General features: G+C 67.5%; 21 protein-coding genes. 16 read left to right on the top strand and 5 right to left on the bottom strand.

What is annotated here, in order from left to right; all coding sequences use genetic code 11:
- The first annotated feature begins 323 nt into the window (after positions 1-323).
- The 6 genes from ACWD3C_RS30800 (at position 324) to ACWD3C_RS30775 (ending at position 4,023) form a co-directional block, all read left to right on the top strand.
- Positions 324-554 (top strand): response regulator transcription factor, encoded by a 231-nt coding sequence (locus ACWD3C_RS30800; RefSeq protein WP_451149441.1) that lies wholly within the window; start codon positions 324-326, stop codon positions 552-554.
- Between the two features lie 62 nt (positions 555-616).
- Positions 617-949 carry a hypothetical protein gene (locus ACWD3C_RS30795; RefSeq protein WP_451149440.1) on the top strand — a complete coding sequence of 111 codons (333 nt, stop codon included), beginning with the start codon at positions 617-619 and terminating at the stop codon, positions 947-949.
- 106 nt (positions 950-1,055) lie between these two features.
- A complete protein-coding gene (locus ACWD3C_RS30790) occupies positions 1,056-1,772 on the top strand; it encodes an ATP-binding cassette domain-containing protein (protein ID WP_451149439.1) in 717 nt (238 codons plus the stop codon).
- 38 nt (positions 1,773-1,810) lie between these two features.
- Positions 1,811-3,301 (top strand): hypothetical protein, encoded by a 1,491-nt coding sequence (locus ACWD3C_RS30785; RefSeq protein ID WP_451149438.1) that lies wholly within the window; start codon positions 1,811-1,813, stop codon positions 3,299-3,301.
- A complete protein-coding gene (locus tag ACWD3C_RS30780; RefSeq protein WP_451149437.1) occupies positions 3,282-3,518 on the top strand; it encodes a hypothetical protein in 237 nt (78 codons plus the stop codon). Before ACWD3C_RS30785 ends, ACWD3C_RS30780 begins: the two co-directional genes overlap by 20 nt.
- Before the next feature lie 28 nt (positions 3,519-3,546).
- Positions 3,547-4,023, top strand: a complete 477-nt coding sequence (locus ACWD3C_RS30775) for a hypothetical protein (RefSeq protein WP_451149436.1) — start codon at positions 3,547-3,549, stop codon at positions 4,021-4,023.
- A 325-nt stretch (positions 4,024-4,348) separates the two neighbouring features.
- Here the strand turns inward: ACWD3C_RS30775 and ACWD3C_RS30770 are convergent, their stop codons facing one another.
- Complete coding sequence (locus ACWD3C_RS30770; RefSeq protein ID WP_451149435.1) at positions 4,349-5,806, bottom strand: AAA family ATPase; 1,458 nt, start codon at positions 5,804-5,806, stop codon at positions 4,349-4,351.
- Positions 5,807-6,138: 332 nt separating this feature from the next.
- Between ACWD3C_RS30770 and ACWD3C_RS30765 the strand changes: the two genes are divergently transcribed.
- The 3 genes from ACWD3C_RS30765 (at position 6,139) to ACWD3C_RS30755 (ending at position 9,777) form a co-directional block, all read left to right on the top strand.
- Positions 6,139-7,683, top strand: coding sequence for a circularly permuted type 2 ATP-grasp protein (locus ACWD3C_RS30765; protein ID WP_451149434.1), 1,545 nt, complete (start codon positions 6,139-6,141; stop codon positions 7,681-7,683).
- A gap of 214 nt (positions 7,684-7,897) precedes the next feature.
- Positions 7,898-8,836: an alpha-E domain-containing protein gene (locus ACWD3C_RS30760; RefSeq protein WP_451149433.1), complete on the top strand. Its 939-nt coding sequence runs from the start codon at positions 7,898-7,900 to the stop codon at positions 8,834-8,836.
- 77 nt (positions 8,837-8,913) lie between these two features.
- Positions 8,914-9,777, top strand: coding sequence for a transglutaminase family protein (locus ACWD3C_RS30755; RefSeq protein WP_451149475.1), 864 nt, complete (start codon positions 8,914-8,916; stop codon positions 9,775-9,777).
- A gap of 95 nt (positions 9,778-9,872) precedes the next feature.
- Here ACWD3C_RS30755 and ACWD3C_RS30750 read toward each other — a convergent pair whose 3' ends face one another.
- The 4 genes from ACWD3C_RS30750 to ACWD3C_RS30735 form a co-directional block, all read right to left on the bottom strand.
- A complete protein-coding gene (locus ACWD3C_RS30750; protein WP_451149474.1) occupies positions 9,873-10,970 on the bottom strand; it encodes a sugar ABC transporter substrate-binding protein in 1,098 nt (365 codons plus the stop codon).
- A gap of 414 nt (positions 10,971-11,384) precedes the next feature.
- On the bottom strand, positions 11,385-11,894 hold the full coding sequence (locus ACWD3C_RS30745) for a hypothetical protein (protein WP_451149432.1): 510 nt from the start codon (positions 11,892-11,894) through the stop codon (positions 11,385-11,387).
- 203 nt (positions 11,895-12,097) lie between these two features.
- Positions 12,098-12,757, bottom strand: coding sequence for a Uma2 family endonuclease (locus ACWD3C_RS30740; protein WP_451149431.1), 660 nt, complete (start codon positions 12,755-12,757; stop codon positions 12,098-12,100).
- A gap of 103 nt (positions 12,758-12,860) precedes the next feature.
- Positions 12,861-13,319, bottom strand: a complete 459-nt coding sequence (locus ACWD3C_RS30735; RefSeq protein ID WP_451149430.1) for an ATP-binding protein — start codon at positions 13,317-13,319, stop codon at positions 12,861-12,863.
- Between the two features lie 268 nt (positions 13,320-13,587).
- Here ACWD3C_RS30735 and ACWD3C_RS30730 point away from each other — a divergent pair, with 268 nt between their 5' ends.
- From ACWD3C_RS30730 to ACWD3C_RS30700, 7 genes are all read left to right on the top strand, one after another.
- Positions 13,588-14,484 carry a helix-turn-helix domain-containing protein gene (locus ACWD3C_RS30730; RefSeq protein WP_451149429.1) on the top strand — a complete coding sequence of 299 codons (897 nt, stop codon included), beginning with the start codon at positions 13,588-13,590 and terminating at the stop codon, positions 14,482-14,484.
- Positions 14,485-14,486: 2 nt separating this feature from the next.
- Positions 14,487-14,681 carry a DUF397 domain-containing protein gene (locus ACWD3C_RS30725; RefSeq protein ID WP_451149428.1) on the top strand — a complete coding sequence of 65 codons (195 nt, stop codon included), beginning with the start codon at positions 14,487-14,489 and terminating at the stop codon, positions 14,679-14,681.
- A gap of 811 nt (positions 14,682-15,492) precedes the next feature.
- Positions 15,493-16,089, top strand: a complete 597-nt coding sequence (locus ACWD3C_RS30720; protein WP_451149473.1) for a maleylpyruvate isomerase family mycothiol-dependent enzyme — start codon at positions 15,493-15,495, stop codon at positions 16,087-16,089.
- 171 nt (positions 16,090-16,260) lie between these two features.
- Positions 16,261-17,154: a DUF4253 domain-containing protein gene (locus ACWD3C_RS30715; RefSeq protein ID WP_451149427.1), complete on the top strand. Its 894-nt coding sequence runs from the start codon at positions 16,261-16,263 to the stop codon at positions 17,152-17,154.
- A 276-nt stretch (positions 17,155-17,430) separates the two neighbouring features.
- The gene (locus ACWD3C_RS30710) at positions 17,431-18,090 is read left to right on the top strand and encodes a lysophospholipid acyltransferase family protein (RefSeq protein WP_451149426.1); all 660 of its coding nucleotides are present in this window, start codon (positions 17,431-17,433) and stop codon (positions 18,088-18,090) included.
- A 200-nt stretch (positions 18,091-18,290) separates the two neighbouring features.
- The gene (locus ACWD3C_RS30705; RefSeq protein WP_451149425.1) at positions 18,291-19,178 is read left to right on the top strand and encodes an SPFH domain-containing protein; all 888 of its coding nucleotides are present in this window, start codon (positions 18,291-18,293) and stop codon (positions 19,176-19,178) included.
- A 205-nt stretch (positions 19,179-19,383) separates the two neighbouring features.
- Positions 19,384-21,066, top strand: coding sequence for a PA14 domain-containing protein (locus ACWD3C_RS30700; RefSeq protein WP_451149424.1), 1,683 nt, complete (start codon positions 19,384-19,386; stop codon positions 21,064-21,066).
- Positions 21,067-21,102 lie beyond the last annotated feature (36 nt).

Raw genomic sequence — 21,102 nt, 5'->3', positions numbered from 1 at the left:
CAACACAGCTGCGCCGCATCCGAGCACCCTTTCGGGCAAGTTGATGCGCATTTACCCCCACCCCCTATGGCCTGTTGCAACAAGATGAGGGTGGTGTCCGCGCAAGTACTGGTGCGATCCTCAGCGATCACGGGACTACGACCAAGCCCGTCACCGGACAACCCTGGAGGACCATGTCCCGCGCAGGGACGAGGCACTTCGGTGAACCTTAACCGGTACCGAAATTTCCGTACGGGGGATCGAAATTGAGACTGCCATTAGACGGAAACAATGATCACGAAGAGATTCACACCTGCTGCGGAGTGGCCAGTATGCCGCCGTGGGTGCGTGACGCAGACCTGTCCCTTTTGACGGAGCGTGAGCGCGAGATTCTCGCCGCGCTGGGCGACTGCCAGTCGAACACGGCAATAGCCGACCGCCTCTGCATCACGGAACGAACCGTGAAGAAGCATGTCACCAGCGTCTTCATCAAGTTGGAGATCACATCGAGGGCGGAAGCAGCCGTCATCGCGATACTCAGGAAGTGTCCCGCAGGGTGCCCTTCAGGACACTAGCAGCGCTTGCCAGGAACAAGACACCTTCATGGGGACAACATCAACCACAGGGGAGAACAACTGTGTCTGCGTCAACTCTGGTACGGGAACCCATAGCCGCCGACGAATCGGTACAGGCGAAGGCCGTCAGTGCCTACACGAACGCGTCGATCGGCGCGTACGTGGCCGCGACCACGACGCCCGCACGCGCCATCGCATCGATCAGGACGAAGGTCGACAAGGGCCTCGTCCGCTACGACGCCTGGTTCCTGGTCTTCACCGCTGTCATCCTCGCCCTGGGCGCCACCATCTTCGCTGGCCTGGTCGTCTGGTGTGTGACGGTGAAGGGCAAGAGGTTCACCGGCAACTGGTCCTTCAAGAACTTCGGCCTGAAGGTCAACGCCGAATGCGTGTAGCCGCCTGACGGCTGTTTTGCCAGGTGCCCAGGAAGCTCCCCCGGTAGTACCCGGGCTTCCTGGGCACCGCCCTGGTTGCCGAACTCGGTAAAGGATCAAAGCGATAGTGTCTCTCCTGTATGTCAACGACGTCAGCTACTCCTATGACGGCATTGTCAACGTTCTCCTGGATGTGTCTTTCACGGTCGAGGAAGGCACGATCGTCGGTCTCGTCGGCCCCAATGGCTCCGGCAAGTCAACACTGATCAGGAACATCTTCGACCTCGTACGCCTTCAGTCCGGATCCATCCGTATCGGCGGCCATGAGCACGCCCGGCCCGAGGCGAAGCAGTTGGGCATGTATCTGTCCAGCAACGACTACCTGCCCGAGTTCCTCACCGCCCGCGAGTACATCTCCATGATGGGTAAACTGTTCGACCTCGATGTCGACCATGATGAGGCCATCGGCCTGTTCCACAAATTCTCCATGGAGGGCCGCTACGACCATCTCATCGAGGACTACTCACACGGCATGCGCAAGAAGACGCAACTGGTGTCCGCGCTCGTCATGCGCCGGCCGCTGACCATCATCGACGAGACCCTCAACGGCATCGACCTCGAAGCGCTGCACCTCGCTGAGAAAGAGTTCCGGCGAATCCGCGACGCGGGCCGCTCGATCCTTCTGTGCACGCACGACTTCGCCGTGCTGGAACGCCTGGCCGACCGGACCCTTTTCCTCGACCTGGGCCACGTGGTGTACGACGAGCCGACGAAGGATCTGATCGAAGAACACGGATCGCTGTCCGCCATGGTGTTCGACTACCTCGAAACGTCCCAGCGATGACGGCGGTACGGCTGAAGCAGTCCGCCATCCTGGCCCGGATGCTCCTCGTCTTCTTCCGCCGCCGAGTGCTGCGGGCCGGAGTCCTGAAGTCCACCCCGGTCAGAGTGTTCGTCATGGTCGCGGCCGTGCTGCTCCTGGGCGTCATGTGCACCGCCGCCTACTTCTTCCTGCGCCCCCTGGCCGACGAAGCCGCCGTGTGGCGGCTGCTGTTCGACACCTCGACGGTGTCCCTCCTGCTGTGGGTGCAGATCGCGTTCCTGCTGGTGAAGGTGTTGTTCATCAATGCCGAAGGGATGCTCCAGATCAGCTATCAGCTACCGGTCACCAACCAGGAACGCTCGATGGCGTTCCTCATGTACGAAGCGGCGATGACCGCCATCGTGGCCGCCGCCGGCCTGGTCTCCCTCTCCGTCAGTGCGTTGATCCTCCTCGGCCCGTCTGCGACCGGCTACATCACGGCATCGGTCATCGTGCCGGTTGCCCTGACCTACCTGGTGCTGTCCGTTCTGTATCAGCTGATGACCCGGCTGTGGATGCTGATAAGACTCAGCCGGATGGCGGGCATCCTCAATGTGCTCGTCCTGTTTGCGGTGCTGGCCTACTATTCCGCGCAGATGACACCGATGGTCCAGGACATCTCCGGCGCATATCTGAGCAAGCGGACTGAGTACACGTGGGCCACATCGGTGTCCTGGGCGTGGAACGAGCACGGGCCCTGGCTGACCCTGGCCGTCGCAGTGGCATTGTCGGCCGTACTCATGGCCCTGGCCTTCGCGCTCGCCCCGAACCAGCACGTACGCCAGTCCCGCTACCTGAAACTCCCCGGAAGCGTGCGGCTGCGAGGCGTTCTGGGACCTTATGACTGGTGTCTGCTGCGCAGCGCGCAGACCGTTGCCGCCACCGCGATGGCGGTCGCCGTGTTCGTCTACCTGCTGCTGGCCAAACCATCGATGAACCCCCTGTGGGGCCTTACTGCCCTGTCCTTCGGTGGCCTGTACCAGTTCACCGCCACCCAGCCGTTGCGGATGCTGCCCGGCGCTCGGGCATCGGCCTGGCGCGTCTACGTACGGCTCATCAAAGCGCAGATGGTCCTGCTTTCGGTGTTCGCCGTGCCCGCTCTCGCAATCACGACGGCGATCTACCCGGACCGGTTTCTCTCCAGCGGAGTGGCGCTGGCGTCCTGCCTGGGCGGGGCGGTCATGACCACGTGTATCAGCATCGTGTTCCCGGCAGAGAAGGACAATCCGTTCTCCGTTTTCCTGGGACTGTCCGTGGTCGTCATCGTTCTGGGCCTGTCAGTGATCGGGCTGGGCATGCTCAGTCTCCCGCCCTGGGCGGTGATGGCCTGCCTTGCCGGGGCGGCCGTCGCGTTCGTCTGCTACGCGGTACAAGGAATCCACACAAGCGAGTCAAGGAGAAGGAATGCTCAAGGCACGGTCGGTCGTGAAGGCCGCCATAGGGGCCGTGCTGCTCACGTTGGTCACGGTAACGGCGACCCTGCTCGCCCTCATGTTCTCGACGGGCAGTGACGAGTTCGTCGAGCGGAAAGCGTTCTTCGGGTCGATGATCTTCGAGACGGTGGAGAAGGGCGACGGGGCAACGGGCATCACCACCGGCATCGATAATCCGGTCCCGATCATCGTCCTGTTCCTCGTGCTCACCGTCATCTTGACGATGGTCCAGATCATCTACCGGGGGTTGAAGCAGCGCCGTGACCAGCTCCTCAACGAGATGCCCGGCAACTGACCTGAAGATCCGCACCGTTGGCTGGACAGTGGCCGCCCAGGTGTGGCCACTGCTGGCGTTCGCCGGTGTCCTCCTGGCCATGGCTCTGGTCTGGATGGCGCGCTCCGGTGACCCGGTACCGGCCGAGATGGCGTGGATACTGCTGGTCAAACCAGCCACCCTGGGCCTCGTGGCCCCGTTTGCCCTGCACGAGTCGGCACACGTCCTCGTCCTCAAACGGATCCGCACGGTCACTCACATCGCGATCGAGCGGACAGCGTGGCGCACGTCGGTGGTCCCGGAAGGGACCATGACAGCATGGCAGACAGCTGTCGTGGCCCTGGCCGGGCCGTCTGCTTGCATCGCGGTGGGCGCCCTTCTCTGGCTCCCCGGCCTCGACCGGTCCTTGGCCTGGTGGTACCTGGCACACATCGTGTTCCTGCTGCCGTTCTTCGGCGACGGCCGGGCCCTTTGGCACACCATGCGCGCGACATGGAGACAGCCGGCTGGCGAAGACAGAAGTTGACTGCTCCCGGATCACCATGGCCGGGGCTCCCGGGAAAGCCATAGCGCGACTGGCGACCCGGAACGTAAGGCCTGACCACGGGGCATGAGTCCTGGATTGCGGCGGCCCGTCCGTTGCTGCAAGTTGGCGGCGGTGCGGGCCCCCGCGCCGAGCACGGCGGACGCGCCGCCTCAGAGCGCCGCAGAGCCCGGGGCGCAGGCGGGGACCGACAGGCACCCTCACCATCACCCCGTCAACTGCCCGGAATCAACCGGCGATCAGCCCGATCAGAGTCGCCACACCGCCTCGCCCGGAGTAGCCAGAAAGATCCGCCCGTGGCCTCGACTCACTCCCCTCGATACAACCGGTCGAGGTCAATCAGCTGGACGGACGGATCGTCAGCAGCGGCGGCGCGGAGGGGGCCGGTGAACTCCGCGCCGCTGAAGCACAGCAGGCGGGTAGCGGAGGCGTCCGGACCCGAGCGCTTACGCAACAGTTCGCGGATGCGGCGGAGTCGGTCGAGGTGACCTGCGCCCATGGTCCCGTTCCACTTGGCCTCGCCGATGGCCAACAGTACCTCCCGGCCGTCGTCCGCACGCCCGAAGACCGCCAGGTCGACCTCGTGGCTGGTCCTGGCCGCGGGGTCCGCGACCGTGCCGGACTCGACACGGGTTCGCTGTCCGCCCAAGGTGTCGGCGGAGGCGTACCAACGGGTCCACGTACGGCAGATCTGCTCGAAATGCGGGCCGACGACCTTGCTGCGGAAGCTGGACTGCGACCGCTCCCAGACGGCCGGCGCCTGTCCCTGCCGCTCCAGGTCGCTCCACTCCGGGCGCATGACGGCGTAGTAGAAGGTGAGGATGGGCTCGGCGATCCGGTAGGCGGAACGCTTGCCATGGAAGGCGTCCGGATCGCGCGTGATCATGCCGGTGTCCTCCAGGACCGTCAGCGCGTGACCGAGGTCGGTGGACTTGCGCTCCAGGAAACTCGCGATACCGCCCCGGGTGTGGTTGCCCTGAGCAATGGCAGCGAGGACTCCATGGTAGAGCGCGGTGTCGCGCAGGTCCGGCTCCTCGGCGAGCAGGAAGCGAGCCTCGCGGAAGAGAGGGCGACCGGGGTTGAGCACGTTGCGCAGTATCCAGGGGCCGAAGTCGTCGAGGTCGGCCGGTGCGTCACCGAGTACGAACTCGCGGCCGTAGGCGGGAGTGCCGCCGACGACCGAGTTGAGCAGCAGGGCCAGACGCGGGTCCTCGATGCCCCAGAACCGGGCGGCGAGCCGGTAGTCGAGCGTCGGCACAACCAGCTCCAGGCTCGCCCGGCCGCGCAGCGGCGCCGTACCGGAGAGCAGGTTGCCCATGAAGGACAGCGCCGATCCGCACAGCAGCAGGCGGACGGGCCCGCCCTCCCGGCGCCCCTGCGGCCCGAGGGCGCGCTGAAGCAGGGACGGAAGTTCGGGGGACGCCTTGGCGAGGAACGGGAACTCGTCGAGTACGACGGTCAGGGGGCCGGTGTCAGGGGTCGCCAGCCGCATCATCGCCTCGACAGCCTCGTCCCAGTGCGCGAACCGGTACGGCGTCCGCCGCCCCTCGAACCGGGCCATCGCCGCACCGAACTGCCGTAGCGATTCGGCCTCGGTGGCCTCACTGGCCGCGAAGAAGAACCCACCGGTCGCCCGGCACACCCCGTCCAGCAGAAAGGTCTTGCCCTGCCGCCGCCGACCGGACACCACCCCCAAGGTGGCCTCGGGCCCCTGGTAACCCGCGTAGCGCACGAGCTCGGCCCACTCGAAGTCGCGGTCGAACATGGTCTCGGGTTTATGGATCACTGGGCCTCCCGGTTCCTGCGTCCTGCTGCCGCTAATAAGCAGGTAACCTATTATAGGCATGCTTATCATTAACTCTACGTCATCATCGCAGCTGACCCCGCCTGCCATGAAGCGCCGAGGGGTACCGTCGACCCCGAGCGGCTCCGGCCGGGCACTCCAGCCGGAGCCCCGCGCCCCACCCGTCACGCCCTCACACCCACCCCGCGGCCTCACGCCCCCATCCCATCCCGCCCCGCACCACGATCACCCCCGTGAACTATCGGAAATCAGCCAGTGATCAGTCCGTTACACACCACACCTACCGTCAGGTCATGGCGGACATATTTGACGCATACGCGTTGGCCGATGCGTGGGACGAGATGTTTGAGCGGCCGGGTGAGGTCAGGACCGCCTATGAGCCGGTTCTGGCGGCACTCCAGCCCATCGAACCGGCCGAACTGAGGTTCAGGGCCGACCAGATGGCCCGGGCGTTCACGGACCGGGGTGTGACGTACGCCTTCGCGGGTGAGGAGCGGCCCTGGCCGCTGGATCTGGTGCCCCGCATCCTGGACGCGCTGGAATGGGACCTCATACAACGCGGGGTCGGCCAGCGGGTCAGGGCCCTTGAGGCGTACCTCGCGGACGCGTACGGGCACTGCCGGGCCTTCGAGGACGGGGTCGTGCCCTGGCGGCTGCTGCTCAACTCCCCCCACTTCCACAGAGCCGCGCACGGGGTCGAGCCACCCGGCGGCGTACGCATCCACGTCGCCGGGATCGACCTCGTGCGGGACGAGGCGGGCGACTTCAGGGTGCTGGAGGACAACGTCCGCGTCCCGTCCGGGGTGTCGTACGTCATCGAGAACCGGCGTGCGATGACCCGGGTCTTCCCCTCGCTCTTCGCGGAGCAGTACGTGCTGCCGGTGGACGGTTACGCGCAGAGGCTGCTGGCCGCGCTCAGGGCCGCCGCACCCGACGGGATCGGCGATCCCCGGGTCGTCGTCCTCACCCCCGGCCCGAGCAACGCCGCCTACTTCGAACACGCCCTGCTGGCCCGGCTGATGGGCGTGCAACTGGTGGAGGGGCACGATCTGGTGTGCCGCGGGAACCGGGTGTGGATGCGGACCACGCGCGGTGAGATGCCGGTCCATGTCGTATACCGACGGCTCGACGACGACTTCCTCGATCCGCTGCACTTCCGGCCCGATTCGGTGATCGGCTGCCCGGGGATCATGAGCGCCGCGATGGCCGGAAACGTCACCCTCGCGAACGCCGTGGGCAACGGCATCGCCGACGACAAGCTGCTCTACACGTACGTACCCGATCTGATCCGGTACTACCTCGGTGAGGAACCGATTCTTCCGAACGTCGAGTCCTTCCGGCCGGAAGAACCGGGGCAGTTGGAGGCCGTCCTCGACCAGATCGACCAGCTGGTCGTCAAGCCGGTCGACGGGGCGGGCGGGCAAGGGATCGTCATCGGGCCGAAGGCCGACAAGAACACCCTGGAACGGACGCGGAAGGCCGTCGCCGCCGATCCGCGTGGCTGGATCGCGCAACGGCCGGTGGCCCTGTCCACCTCCCCCACCCTCGCCGGCGACCGCATGGCGCCCCGCCATATCGACCTGCGCCCGTTCGCCGTCAACGACGGGAGTGAGGTGTGGGTGCTCCCGGGCGGGCTGACGAGGGTCGCGCTGCAGGAAGGGAACCTGATCGTCAACTCCAGCCAGGGCGGCGGCTCCAAGGACACCTGGGTGCTGGCCGCCGAAGGGCCCGCCGAGACCGCACCGCCGTACCAGAGCGGCCCGTTGCCCGAGAAGGCCCCGCGCCAGCTCGGCCCCGACGGCAACCGCTCCCTCGCACAGGAAGGAGCGGAGCAGTAAGGGGCGCAGCAGCATTGAACCCTCTCCCTCATCAGCGAGGGAGATTCCTGGCTCACACCGCTCGGCCGCTCAGCGAGCGGTCAAGTCTTACGCGATCAACACCAGCCGGGTTGGAACCAGCCCGGTTTCCCCAAGGATTGGAGGTTGCTGTGCTGGCTTGGTTCTCGCTCAGCACGCGTCGACCTTACCACCCGGCGTGTGAGCAGGAGGCCCGGTGAACGACGTGATCCTCTCCCGCATCGCCGAGGCCCTGACCTGGACGGGACGGTACGTCGAGCGCGCCGACGCCACCGGCCGCATCCTCGACGCGTATCTCCACCGCCTGCTGGAAGACCCCTGGCGCGACGAGGACGCCGCCTGCCGCTCCCTGTACGCCATCCTCGGCGTCGACGCGGGCGACCAGCAGGTCGACATGCAGCAGGTGCTGGACCAGCTGGCCTTCGACGCGCGATCGACGGGGTCCATCGAGGGCGCGCTCGGGGCTGCCCGGCTGAACGCCCGCAGCGCCCGTGAGGCCGTCTCCTCCGAGATGTGGGAGTGCCTGAACTCCACCTGGCACGCCCTCGCCGACCAGCGGATGGCGGCGCGCAGGACAGGCCCGTACGCCTATCTGGAGCTCGTACGGCGGCGCGCGGCCCTCTTCTTCGGGCTGGCCGACTCCACCATGAGCCGCGACGACAGCTGGCGTTTCGTCGTCCTGGGGCGCAGCCTGGAGCGGGTGGACATGACCGTACGGCTGCTGTCGGTACGCGTGCTGGACGCCGCCCACGCCCCCGACTGGACGACCCTGCTCAGCGCGAGCGGCGCCGACGAGGCGTACGCGCGCGTGTACGGCGGCTTCGGCGACAGCCCCAGGGTGGCCGAGTTCCTGCTCCTGGACCGGGGCTTCCCGCGCTCGGCGCTGCACGCGCTGACGACGGCGGAGGAGTGCCTGGCGGCGCTGGGTCGGCCCCGTCAGGACCCCGCCCGCCGCCCGATCGGCGCCATGCGCACCCACCTGGAGTACCTCGACTCGCAGGCCCTGGAGCAGGGACTCCCCGTCCTGCTGCGGGACTTGCAGCAGGCGTGCATGGCCTCGGCGGAGGCGGTGGCCGAGAAGTTCTTCCCGTACCAAGGTCCCGTCGAGTGGGCCCAGGAAGGAGCGCGAACATGACCCCGAGCACGCCCCCGAACGGGACCCCCAACGGGACCCCTGACAGGCCCCTCAACGACACGACCACTATGACGGGCATGGCCGACATGACCACCAAGGCGACCCGCCGCCTCCGCATCCGCCACATCACCCGCGTCTCGTACGCCCAGCCCGCGGCCTCCTCCCACAACGAGGTCCGCATGACCCCGCTGACGCTGCCGGACCAGACGACCCTGGACGCAAGGGTGCTGGTGAACCCGTCGACGCCGACGTGGTCGTACTGGGACTACTGGGGCACCCAGGTCACCGGCTTCGACCTGATGGAACCCCACGGCAACCTGACGATCACGGCGTCCAGCCTGGTCGAGACGGCCCCGCCCGAGCCCCTGCCGACCCCGCCGGCCTGGGCGGAGATCAGGGACCGGCAGGAGGGCACCCGGCTGCTGGAGTACGCGAACCCGACCAGCCGTACGACGGTCCCGGACGAGCTCGTGGAACGCGCCCGCGAGACGGCCGCGGGCCTCGACCCGCACGAGACGGCGGCGGCGGTCTCCGCCCTGGTCGCCGACCGGGTGGCCTACCTCCCCGGCACCACCGGCGTGACCACCTCCGCCGCCGAGGCCTGGGAACAGGGCGCCGGCGTCTGCCAGGACATCGCCCACGTCACCCTCGCCCTCCTGCGCGGCCTCGGCCTGCCCACCCGCTACGTCTCCGGCTACCTCCACCCGGAACGCGAGGCCGAACTCCACCGCCCGGTGGCCGGCCAGAGCCACGCCTGGATCGAGTACTGGGCCGGCGACTGGACCGGCTACGACCCGACCAACCGCACCCGCCCCGACGAGTCCCACGTCGTCGTGGGCCGGGGCCGCGACTACGACGACGTGACTCCGCACAAGGGGGTGTACCGGGGGGTGGCCGGCGGGCCGCCGGAGGTGACGGTGGAGTTCACGCGGGTGGCGTGAGCGGGACGGACGAACGGGGCCGCAGTCATGCGGCCCCGTTCGTCCGGGACATACGCGGGTGTTTGTACGCAGCTGTACGCGCCCCTACTCCAGCCCTACTTCAACCCGATCTCCGCGCACGCCTCTTTGAACTCGCCCGCGCAGATCTCCTTGACCGTGTAGATCTCGTCGGCGACGACCGTGTTCTTGATGTTCTCCTTGGTCAGCGCGACCACGGGGACGAGCTTGGCCGGGATGTCCTCGTTGGTCGGGGAGTCGATGCTGTCGCGGGTGAGGGCGTCGAACTCGATGGAGCGGCCCTGGACCTTGGCGACGGCGAGCTCGGCGGCGGTCTCCGCCTCCAGCGGGTACGACTTGTACACGCTCATGTACTGGTCGCCGGTGATGATCCGCTGCACGGCGTCCAGTTCGGCGTCCTGACCGGTGACGGGCGGCACCGTGGCGACACCGGCGGTCTTGAGTACGTCGATGACGGCGCCCGCGATGCCGTCGTTCGCGGCGTAGACGGCGTCGATGTCGTCGACGCCGATCTTCTCGACGGCCGTCTCCATGTCGGCCTTGGCGTTCTCGGGCTTCCAGTCCTTGACGTCGTACGAGTCGGCGATCGTCACCTTGTCCTGGAGCTCGGAGAGGGCGCCCCTCTTGAACTGGCCGGCGTTCGGGTCGGTGGGCGACCCGTTCATCATGACGATCTTGTTGGCGGCGCTGTCGCCCAGCTGTTCGAGGAGTTCCCGGCCCTGCACCTCGCCGACGAGCTCGTTGTCGAAGGAGATGTACGCGTCGATCGGCCCCTCGGCCAGACGGTCGTACGCGATGACGGGTATCCCCTCGTCCTTCGCCTTCTCCACACCGCTCGCGATGCCCTTGGCGTCCACGGCGTCCAGGAGGATGACGTCGACCCCGTCCGTGATCATCTGTTCGAGCTGCCTGCTCTGCTTCTCCGCGTCCGCCTCGGCGTTGGCGTACTGGACGGTGCCCTTGTTCTCCGTCAGCTCCTCGACTTTCCTCTTGATGATCGGGAAGTCGAACTTGTCGTAGCGCGTGTTCGCCGTCTCCGGGAGGAGCAGCCCCACCGTGATGTCGTCGCCCTTCGTGGGCCTCGCCTCGGTCTGGTTGCCACCGTCCACGACGCCGCATGCGGCGAGCGTCACAGCCGCCGTGGAGGCGACCAGTGCGGTGGCGGTACGGCGCAGGGAAGCCGTACGACGACCTGTGCGGGTGTTACGGGTGTTCACATCAAGGGCCTTCCGGACATCGGCGCAGTTCAGCGCCCCAGGTGGCTGAAAGCCAACGCGGCGATCACCTCAGCGTCAAGGAGTAACCACTTAACGAGATGACAACGACGTTACGTGTTCTCGGCGTGAAGAGGGTAAACCGGCCGCGGCGCGGGAATGCCCCATGTTCTCCACATCACATATCCACGGCAAACGCCACCCCCCGAACCAGGCATCCGATGCGGGGCATTACGCCCCGGTTGACCCCTGTATACGACATCGGAAATGTTCGGCAGTGTGACGGGAACGATTCGAGTCAGCGGGTCCATGAGTCAGCAGGCCCGGTGGCCCGGCCGGTTCCCGGCCCCACACCAGTCAGCCCCTCCCCGGCGGTCAGCCCTCCATCCACCCCCGCAGCAACACCTCCCGCTCCTCCCGCCGAAGCGTCCCCTCGACCACGTGCCCGCGCGCCCACTCCAGCAGGGCCGAGACGTCCGCGACACCGGAGACGAAGCGCTCCAGCAGGGTCACGGAGAGGTCGTACTCGGACTTCAGATAGCCGCTCGCGGCGGCGAACACGTCCAACTCGACCGTTTTGCCGCCCGTTTCGTCGCCCGTTTCGAGGTGCACCTCGAAGGCCGCCGGGGCATCCCCGTCCCCCGTGACCGCGGTGAGGACGGAGCCCAGGACATCCGAGACCAGCATTCGGCCCGCCGAGGCCCGCACCCGGGCGTCGCGCACCTCGACCGACCGGATGTCCTCCCAGACCCAGAACCCCGTCTGCCCGGTCCCCACCGCCTCCACACCCTCCGGCGTCAGCCGCACCCCACGCCCGTACCCCTCGGGCTCGGCCCCGACGTACACGAACTTCTCCGTGATCCAGAACAGTCCGACCATGGCCATGGGCGGCGCCTCCCCCGAGTACGACTTCGACTTACGACTGCGACGTGCGGTGTTCCGCGTTCCGCTACGACGTGCGGTGTTCGGCCTGTGAGACACCGGACGCGGGCAAACGGTTCAGCGCACACCGTCTTTGTGACCTGCTCCGTACAACCAAACGCGGCCACGTCCATCTTTTTCAACGTCGCCCGAGCCGTACGAAGGCGCTAGCCCCGCTTGGGGCCCGTGATCGCCTCACCGATCACGAAGCCCTTGGCGGGGCCTTCGGGGATGGTGACCTCGGTGCCGTAGGGGACGCGGTGGATGTCCTCCCAGTCGGCCTTGTCGGGGCGAGGCCCGGTGAAGAGGGTGACGGCGCCCTGGCCGTCGTAGTCGTCGATGATGACGTACACGGGGATGCCCGCGCGGGCGTACTCGCGACGCTTGCGGACGCGGTCACGGTCCTGGTTGCGCTTGCCGGGGGAGACAACTTCGACGATGAGGTGCACGGAGTCGGCCCTGACGCCCAAGTCATCCTCGTCGCTGCACGGCTCCGTGTCCTCTGGGGCGATGAAGGCGTCCGGAATCCATGCCTTGCGTTTGTGGATCACGTTTCCGTCCTGGTAGCAGGCGTACTCGCCTTCGTCCAGGAACTTGTCCAGGGCCCTTCGCACGTGATTGACGATCAGCATGTGCGAGCGACGGGCAGTGGGCGACACCTCGATGGCTCCCTCAATGATCTCAGCGCGGTAGCCCTCGGGGAGTTCGCTGGCCTTCCATAGCTGCCACAGGACCTCGTCCAGCTCGGGACCGTTCTCGGCCGGGGAGACGGACTCGGTCCTGGTCTCGGTCATGGTCTCGGGCCTTTCGTGCGCAACAGCAGTCATGGTGGCGTCACCTCCTCAAGTGTGGGCCGGGCGTGCCTGGGGCACAAGCAACGCGATCACGGTAGGTACGGCTATACAGCTGGCCAGGGGAAATTCCCCCAGTTCACCCGTTCGAGCGAGGCCGGGACGATCCGCCCGCCCCACCCAACTCGAACCACACCCCCTTCGCATACCGCCCCGCCCGCTCCCCCGCCACGCCCCACAGGTCCGCCATCTCCGCGACAAGGGCGAGCCCACGGCCCCAGCAGGCGACGACCCCGGCGGCGGGGTGCACCACGACCGGCGGGTCGGGGCTCTCGTCGAAAACGCTCACGTGCAGCCGGGCCGGGGCCAGCCGGACGCGGAGCATGGCGGTGCCCTTGGTGTGCAGGTGGACGTTGGTGACCAGCTCCGAGGTGCACAGTGCGGCGGGCATGACGAGGGGCTCGCGGTCGTGGGTGAAGAGGACGGCGCGTACGAAGTCCCGGCATACGCGGGGTGCGGTGGCGTCACCGGGGGCGAACAGGCTGTATTCGTGGGTGAGTTGGGCGGGGCGGTGGGCGGCGCGGCGGGATGGGTCCATGGGTGGGGGCTCCTGTCAGGAGGGAGTGATGGGGAGCGGAGGTCGGGTCCCGTCGCCCGGCGATGGCGTCGCCCGCGCACGCGTGGCTGCAGGGGCGGGTGCTCTGTCGGCTTGCGGGCAGGGGGAGTTGAGCGGTTTCGGTGCGTTACTGAACCAACACCCACGGTAGAGAAAAAGGGATGCCGCGTGCAACCCACTCAGAAGATTCGATGGACCGGGCATCCGCGAGCAGGCAGACTGGCGCCAACCAAGCCGGAAGGAAAGCGCGTTGGCACTGCGCACCAGCACGACAGAACGGCAGCGCCGCCTGGGCGCGGAGTTGCGGAAGCTGCGTGAACGAGCGGGTTACTCCGTGACAGAGGGAGGAGACTTCATCGGCATGGGGCGTACTCACCTCGGTCATGTCGAAGCGGGGCGCACCGCCATCCCCACGGACAAGCTCCGCGCACTGTGCCAGGCATATGGGTGCACGCGTGATCCGTACATTGAGGCCCTCGTGGCGATCAGCGAGGACAGCGGCAAGGGCTGGTGGATCGCGTATCGCCGCACCCTGAGTCAACCTGTACTCGACCTGGCGGAGTTCGAGGCCGCTTCAGACGCGCTGTTCTCGTACGAGTCCCTGTTCATCCCGGGAATCCTTCAGACCTCCGAGTACACGCGCTCGATCTTCCAGTCCAGCCAGATCGAGAGACCTGAGTCGGACCCGGAACCCGCCATCCGGTTCCGCGAGGAACGACAGCGGCTTCTCGACCAGGCCCAGCCCCCGGCGCTGCACGCGGTGATCCATGAGGCTGCTCTGCATGTGCGGTTCGGTGGAGTGGCAGTCATGCGAAGGCAATTGCTGCACCTCATCGGTATGTCGGAGCAGCCGCACATCACGATCCAGGTACTGCCGTTCACTGCGGAGGGCCTGTCCGCCTTCAGCACCCCGTTCCTGCTCATGGAGTCTCACGGGTCGGCGCTGGAGACTGTCCTCGTGGACAATCCCGCCGCCCCTCTCTACCTCTACGAGGACGATGCGGTCGCCACGTACCGAACTCGTTTCGACCGTCTCCGCGCAGCGTCTCTTCCTCCTCTCGACACTGCGGCATCCGCCTCCGCGCGCGAGACCCGCGACTCACTCAGCCTGCTGCAACACCTGCTCTACAACCTTCAGGAGATCTGAACATGCCCGAACTCGCCTGGCAGAAGTCGTCGTTCAGCGAAGACCAGGTGAACTGCGTCCAGGTCACCACACCCCCCGACGGAACGATCCGCCTCCGCGAGAGCGACACCCCGGACGTCACCCTGACCACCGCCCCCGAAGGCCTCGCCGCCCTCCTGCGTCACGTCAAGACGGACGCTGTGCGTCAGCGGCGGTGATGGCACAGCCGCCACGGAGGACGACAATTGGCAGATCTGTACCAGCTCAGGCGACCGTGACCAGGCCGTTTCGAGGCCGCGAGTGAAGCAAATCTGCCAATTCCTCGGCGGCTCCACCACCCCAACGGAACGGTCCTGGCCACCGCCCTGAACGGACTGGCCGCGCTGCCTCAGCGCATCAAGCGACCGAACAATTCCGACTCAGACCGCAACTGACGTCCCACTGGCGCAAATCCCTCCTCAAGATCAACAGAGGTTCTGCAACTCGTGACGGTCCGCTCCCGGAACAGGGGAATCACAGCTTCCGGCGTAGCTTGATGCCACTTCGGTGATCAATCACTCACCGAGTGTCCGGCACTGCCAGGTGCCACTGGCATCAAGGGGGTTCGACCGATGACTCACTTCGGGCTGGGACACGGCAGACGGCGTACGGCGCTTGCCGTGACGGGCATTCTCTCGCTGGGGCTCGGACCGTTCCCAGATGATTGATTCCAAGGGGCCGCCTGCGTGCATGAGGCGAGGGAGCCCAACGTCGGGTTGTTACACCAGCCTTGGACGAGTGCAGCCGTTCTTGGCGGATCGCGCGACCTTCACCTTTGTGGTGTCATCCGGACAAGACCAGCGTCAGCCGGACGACCACGACACGGGATCTCGACTGCGACGGCGTCACGCCAGACAGCGCTACCAGTACTACGCCGCGAAGCTCCGAAAGCACACCCACACGAACGATGAGTTCCCGGCTTGCGGAAGGTCTTACCTCCAGAGACTGTGATCAAGTGAAGGAGTGGCCGTGAAAGACGTTGTCTGGTCGATGGTGCATGGGGAGCGTGCGGCGCTGATCGAGGACCTCGCGCAGCTCGATGACGAGCAGTGGGGTACCCCGTCGCTCTGTGACGGGTGGACCGTGCACGACGTGGTCGCCCACCTGGTCGACACCGCTCGCACGACGCGCATCGGTTTCGTGTCCGGCATGGTCCGGGCCCGGTTCGACTTCCACCGTCAGAACGCGCGTGGTGTGGAACGCGAGCGTGCCACCTCGCCGCAGGAGACATTGGAGCGACTTCGTCAAGTGGCATCGCGCAGGTCGACACCTCCGGCCCCGCTCGACAGCCGACTCGTCGAAGAGGTCGTGCACGGTGAGGACATCCGCCGGCCCTTGGGTCTCACCCGCTCCTATCCGCAGGAGGCCGTCGTCCGAGCACTCCGCCTGCAGACCCGTACCTCGGAGTCTTTCGGCGGAGCCAAGGAACTGATGTCCCGGGTCCGGCTCTCGGCAACGGACACCGACCTGTCGATCGGACACGGCCCGGAAATCAGCGGCACGGCGCTTGCACTCCTCCTGACCGTCTCCGGGCGCCGTGTTTCGCCGGACGAGCTTGCCGGACCGGGAGTCGCCCTCAGCCGGTGACCGGCATCAAGTCGTGTGCTGGTATTCCGAGTACGTGAGGTAGCCCGCGTCGCCGCTCTGGTAGTACGTGGCCGTGTCGACGGATAGCCAACAAGGGTGGTCGGGCGCGCTGCTGTCAGCGCCCGGACTGCTTCGCCTGGGGGATGCTGCGACTGCTTTACAGTTGCCGCCATGGTGACGCTTCCGGACATCCTGCCCCGGCTCACGACCGACCCGAGTGGGCGGACCCTCGGCCTTGAACTCCCTGCGGGAAGACTGATCGACGAGACATACCAGGGCACCTGGCCCGAGCCGCTGCTCTGGCTCGCCGACGCGCCCGCGACCCCGGGCGAATGGACCGCACACGGGGCCGCCTGGCGATCGGCCGGCCTCCACCCGGTGCTGATAGACACCGGCGGCCGCCAGGGCGGCCCGGAGGGCTGGGACTTGATGTGCGGGAACGTTTCATATCCCGAGGATTACGAGGCCGAAGAATGGCTGGCCATCTACTGGAAGTCGATCCAGCCGGAACAGCCTGCCCAGCCGGAACAGCCCGCCAAGGACCTGCCTGCCGAGAGGCAGACCGCCGAACTCCCCGGCGAGCCTGAGGCGGTCGACAGCGTGTTCGCCCCCTTCGGCGTCGAGTGGCCGGGGCTCGCCCCAGCAGGGCAGCCCGTCACCGATCCGGACGCCCGTGCCGCCGAGGTCGCCGACGCCCTTGTGGACAGCGGCTCCTGCCTCGAAGAGCCACGCCTCGCGCTGGTCCCGGCTCACTGCAGTGCCGACATCCCCGTGGCCATCGGCTGGGCCGGCTCGCTGAACCACGAGGACGACACCGGCGTCCTCTGCGCCGTCCTCCGCTCCTGGGAGGACCGCTTCGCCACACGGGTCGTGGCACTCACCGCCGACCAGCTCATCCTCTCCGTCGCCGCCCCGCCCACGACCCAGGCCGAGGCGGAGGCCGTGGCCGCCGAGCACGTCGCCTTCTGCCCGGGCACCATCACCCAGGGCCGCCACGACACGCTGCGCTCCTACGCCACCCACGAGGTGCTCGGCCACCGGACCTGGTCCTTCCAGTGGGACTGACGGACCCCACCGCACGGGCCGTGCGTATTCCGCCGACGCGTCATGGAGACGGCGACGCCCCTCACGGAGATGGCGGCCCACCTGCACAAGCGGGATCGCCGGACCTACAGAAGCCGGACCTGCGGGAGCCGGACCCGCCGGACCCGGGCTGAGCACCTGAGCGCCTGAGCACCTGAACACGCCACCGGCACAAGAGATGAGTACGCAGGCTCAGGTCCCCGGCCGGCCCTCGCGCGACGATGAAGGTCACCTCGTCGTCCGAACCGCAGGAGTGCCGTGCTCAGCCGTATCGCCGCCGCCGTCGTCCCCTCCCTCGGCCGCCTGACGACCTCTGCCGAACCGGCCACCGTCCCGGCCCCCGGCATCCTCGTCGCCAACCACACCTCCGTGGCAGACCCGGGCATCGTGCTGGCCGCCCTGCACCGGATGGGCATCGAACCGGTCATCCTGGCCACCGCCGGGCTGTGGCGCATCCCCCTCCTGCGGTACCTCCTCAACCACGACGGCCATGTCCCCGTCCACCGCCGCACCTCCCACGCGGCCGACGCCCTGGACAAGGCCGCGGCAGCGCTCGACGCCGGGCGCCACGTACTCATCTACGGCGAGGGACGCCTGCCACGCCGAAGGGACGCCGCCGAAGCCGCTCCCGACTCCTTCCGCAGTGGCGCCGCGCGCCTGGCCGTCGCCTCCGGCGCCCCCGTCATCCCGGTCGGCCAGGCCGGAGCCCGCCGGATCGTCTCCGGCAGCCGCACCAAGCAGGTCGCAGGACTTCTCACGGCGCCCGCCCGCCGTCCTGGCCTGCACGTGCACATCGGCGCCCCGCTTCAGCTGCCCGCCGAGATCGCGACAGCGACCGCGGCCGCCCACCAGGCGGTCACCGCTGCCTGGCGCACCGCCGCCCGGCGCCTGGGCGAGCGAGCAGCGCTCGCGGCCTGATCAATCCTTCCTCACCCCTCGGCCGTCCATCCGGAGATGCGTGACTCCTACGGCATCGGGGAGGAGGCGGCCGAGTTCGAGACGCTCTCCATCCATTCCCGTCCACCCCCATGATCAGGCTGCGTTTTGGATGCCGTACCCTCCACTGACGCGCGGTGCCGGGGGTACCGCCGACAGGGTCTCTCAGGGGGGAAGCCACCGTGCTCGTACTGTCATGCCTGCTCATTTTCGCCGCAGTGGTGATGTACTTCGTCGCCCGCGCCCAAAGCTCGTCCCGGCTTCGCCTCGGTGCCGTCGCCGCACTGCTGGGCGGCGTGCTCTTCGGCATCGGCAGCAGTGTGTACGTCGTCAGCGCCTACGAGGTCGGCGTGCCGGTGACGTTCGGCAAGGTGGGTGCGCCGATGACGTCCGGGGTTCAGCTGAAGGCGCCGTTCACCGATGTCACCACCTTCTCGACCCGTCCGGTCGACCTCAACCTCTCCGACGAGGACGTCGTCGAAGTGCGCTCCTCCCAGGGGGGTGTGATGTACGCCGAGGTGACCGTGAAGTGGGCGGTCATACCGGCCAGGGCGGTGGAGCTGTACCGGCTGGCGGGGAACGAGGAAGCCATTCAGCAGCGGCTGGTCTACCCGGACAGCCGGGAGATCGTCCGGAACGTCTTCGCCCGCTACACCAGCGAGCAGGGCTACGCCTCGGCCCGGGAGAAGATCAACGCGGAGATCGGCAAGCTGATCAAGGAGCGACTCGCGCCCCGCGGTGTCGACGTCACCGCCGTGAACCTGCGCAACGTCAGGCCTTCGGACGCCCTGCAGAAGCAGATCGACCGCAAGATCCAGCAGAAGGAGGCCACCGAGCGGGCCGCCGAGGCAACCCGCACGGCGGAAGAGGAGTCCAAGCGCCGCAAGATCGAGGCCGAGGGCATCGCCCGCGCCAACAAGATCCTCGACGACTCCCTGACCGACAAGGTCCTGCTGAACCAGTGCATCGAGGCGTACAGGGAAGCGGCCAAGGAGAACCCGGTCTACGCCGTGCCCTGCGGCTCGGGCGACGGCACCCCGGTCATCGTGGACGGCAGCAGCAGGAACTGATTCCGGCCGGGCGTCGCCCAACGGGCCAATTGCCGCTTCCTGCGACGGCCCCGATTCACAGGAAGCCGCCTACAACCCCCTCCCCTCCTCATGAGTCGTGATCGGCGGCGGCGGAGATCCGCCGCCGCCGATCACGGCTTCGGAGCAGCCCCAGGGAAGCCGCTTGGCAAGCCGCTTCAGGAACACTTCAGGACCGAAGGAACCCATGACCCCAGCCAGACGCACGACGGCCGCCACCGCCACCGCCGTCGCGCTCGCCACCGCAGGCACCCTCCTCGGTGCAGCAGGCCCAGCCTCGGCCGCTGTGACCTGCAAGTCTCCCGTCTACAAACGCCAGTTCTTCGCGAACACCACATTCTCCGGCAAACCGAAGAAGACCAACTGCGACGCGAAGATCAGCGAGTGGTGGGGCACCGGCCGCCCCGCCAAGGGTCTCCCCAAGGACAGGTTCGGCGTCCGCTGGACGGTGACGCGGAACTTCGGCTCCGGCGGCCCCTTCGCCCTCAAAGCCACCGCCCAGGACGGCATCCGCGTCTACCTCGACGGCACACGCAAACTCAGCCTCTGGAAGAACGTCAGCAAGACGCGCAAGAAGACCGTCAACATCACCATCCCGCGCGGCCGCCACACCCTCCGCATCGACTACGTCAACTGGACCGGCAAAGCCAACGTCACCTTCGCCTACACCCCCCGCACCTCCGCCACCGCCGACAAGGTCAAACCCCTCGCCCCGACGGGAGCTTCCGCGTCGTACGACACGGCCACCGGCAAGGCCGAACTCACCTGGTCCAGGAACAAGGAGATGGACCTCGCCGGCTACCGCGTCTACCGCCGCCTGAACGGCACCAGCAACTGGACCAGGCTGGGCAGCACGACAACCACGACGTACACCAACACCCCGCCCGCGACCGGCGAGACGTACTACTACGAGATCCGCGCCTACGACAAAGCCGGCAACGAATCCACGGGCACCCGCGACAAACCCGTCACCACCGTCGACCGGACCGCACCCGCCGTACCCGCCGGGCTGAGCACCGACTCCGAGCCGGAGGGGCTGTGGGTCGGGTGGAGCGGGGTCGAGGGGGCGTCGTCGTACCGGGTGTACCGGGCGGCGAGCGCGGACGGCGCGTATGCCGAGGTCGGCAGCACGACCGATGTCTCGTACGTGGACACCTCGGCCGCGGAGCGCGCCACGTACTACTACCGCGTGACCGCGCTCGACGCGGCGGGCAACGAGTCCGCGCGGTCGGTCGCCGTCAGCGGCATGCGCCGGGACCTGACCCCGCCGTCCGCCGTCACCGGGCTGACGGTCGCCCCGACCGAGTACGGCTTCGAGCTGGACTGGGACGCGAACCCGGCGCCCGACCTGTTCCGCTACCTCGTCTACGCGGGCGAACTCCTACGCGACGGGGAGGACCAGGTGTGCTCCGCGCACCAGGAGGTGTGGCTCATGCCCGAAGTCACCTCGTACACGTACACCACCCTCCCGGACGGCGTGGAGCGCTGCTTCCTCGTCGACGCTTACGACACCTCCTGGAACTCCCCTTACGAGTGGAGCCGCTCGGGCGAGATCGTGAGCGCGACCGAGCTCGACATGACGCCGAGCGTGCCGACGCCCGAGAGCTCGCCGTTTGAACTGACGGCGATCGCCTTCGACGGGACGGTCGACCTGTCCTGGTACCCCGTGGCCGACGCCACCGGCTACCAGGTCTACCGCTGGAACCCGGACACCGAAGCCTACGAGAAGCTGGCGGCCACTACGACGGCGACCTCCTACATGGACACTGGCGCGGCCAGGGGCACCACCCACTTCTATTGGGTGACCGCGCTGCACGCGGACGGCACCGAGTCGACGGCCGGCAGTGACTGGGCGATCATGCGGCCCTGAGTGTCCCGGACATGTGAATGGGGTCCGGAGGTTCGC

The sequence above is a fragment of the Streptomyces sp. NPDC002845 genome (assembly GCF_053591955.1).
This window is presented reverse-complemented; position numbering and strand designations above follow the sequence as displayed.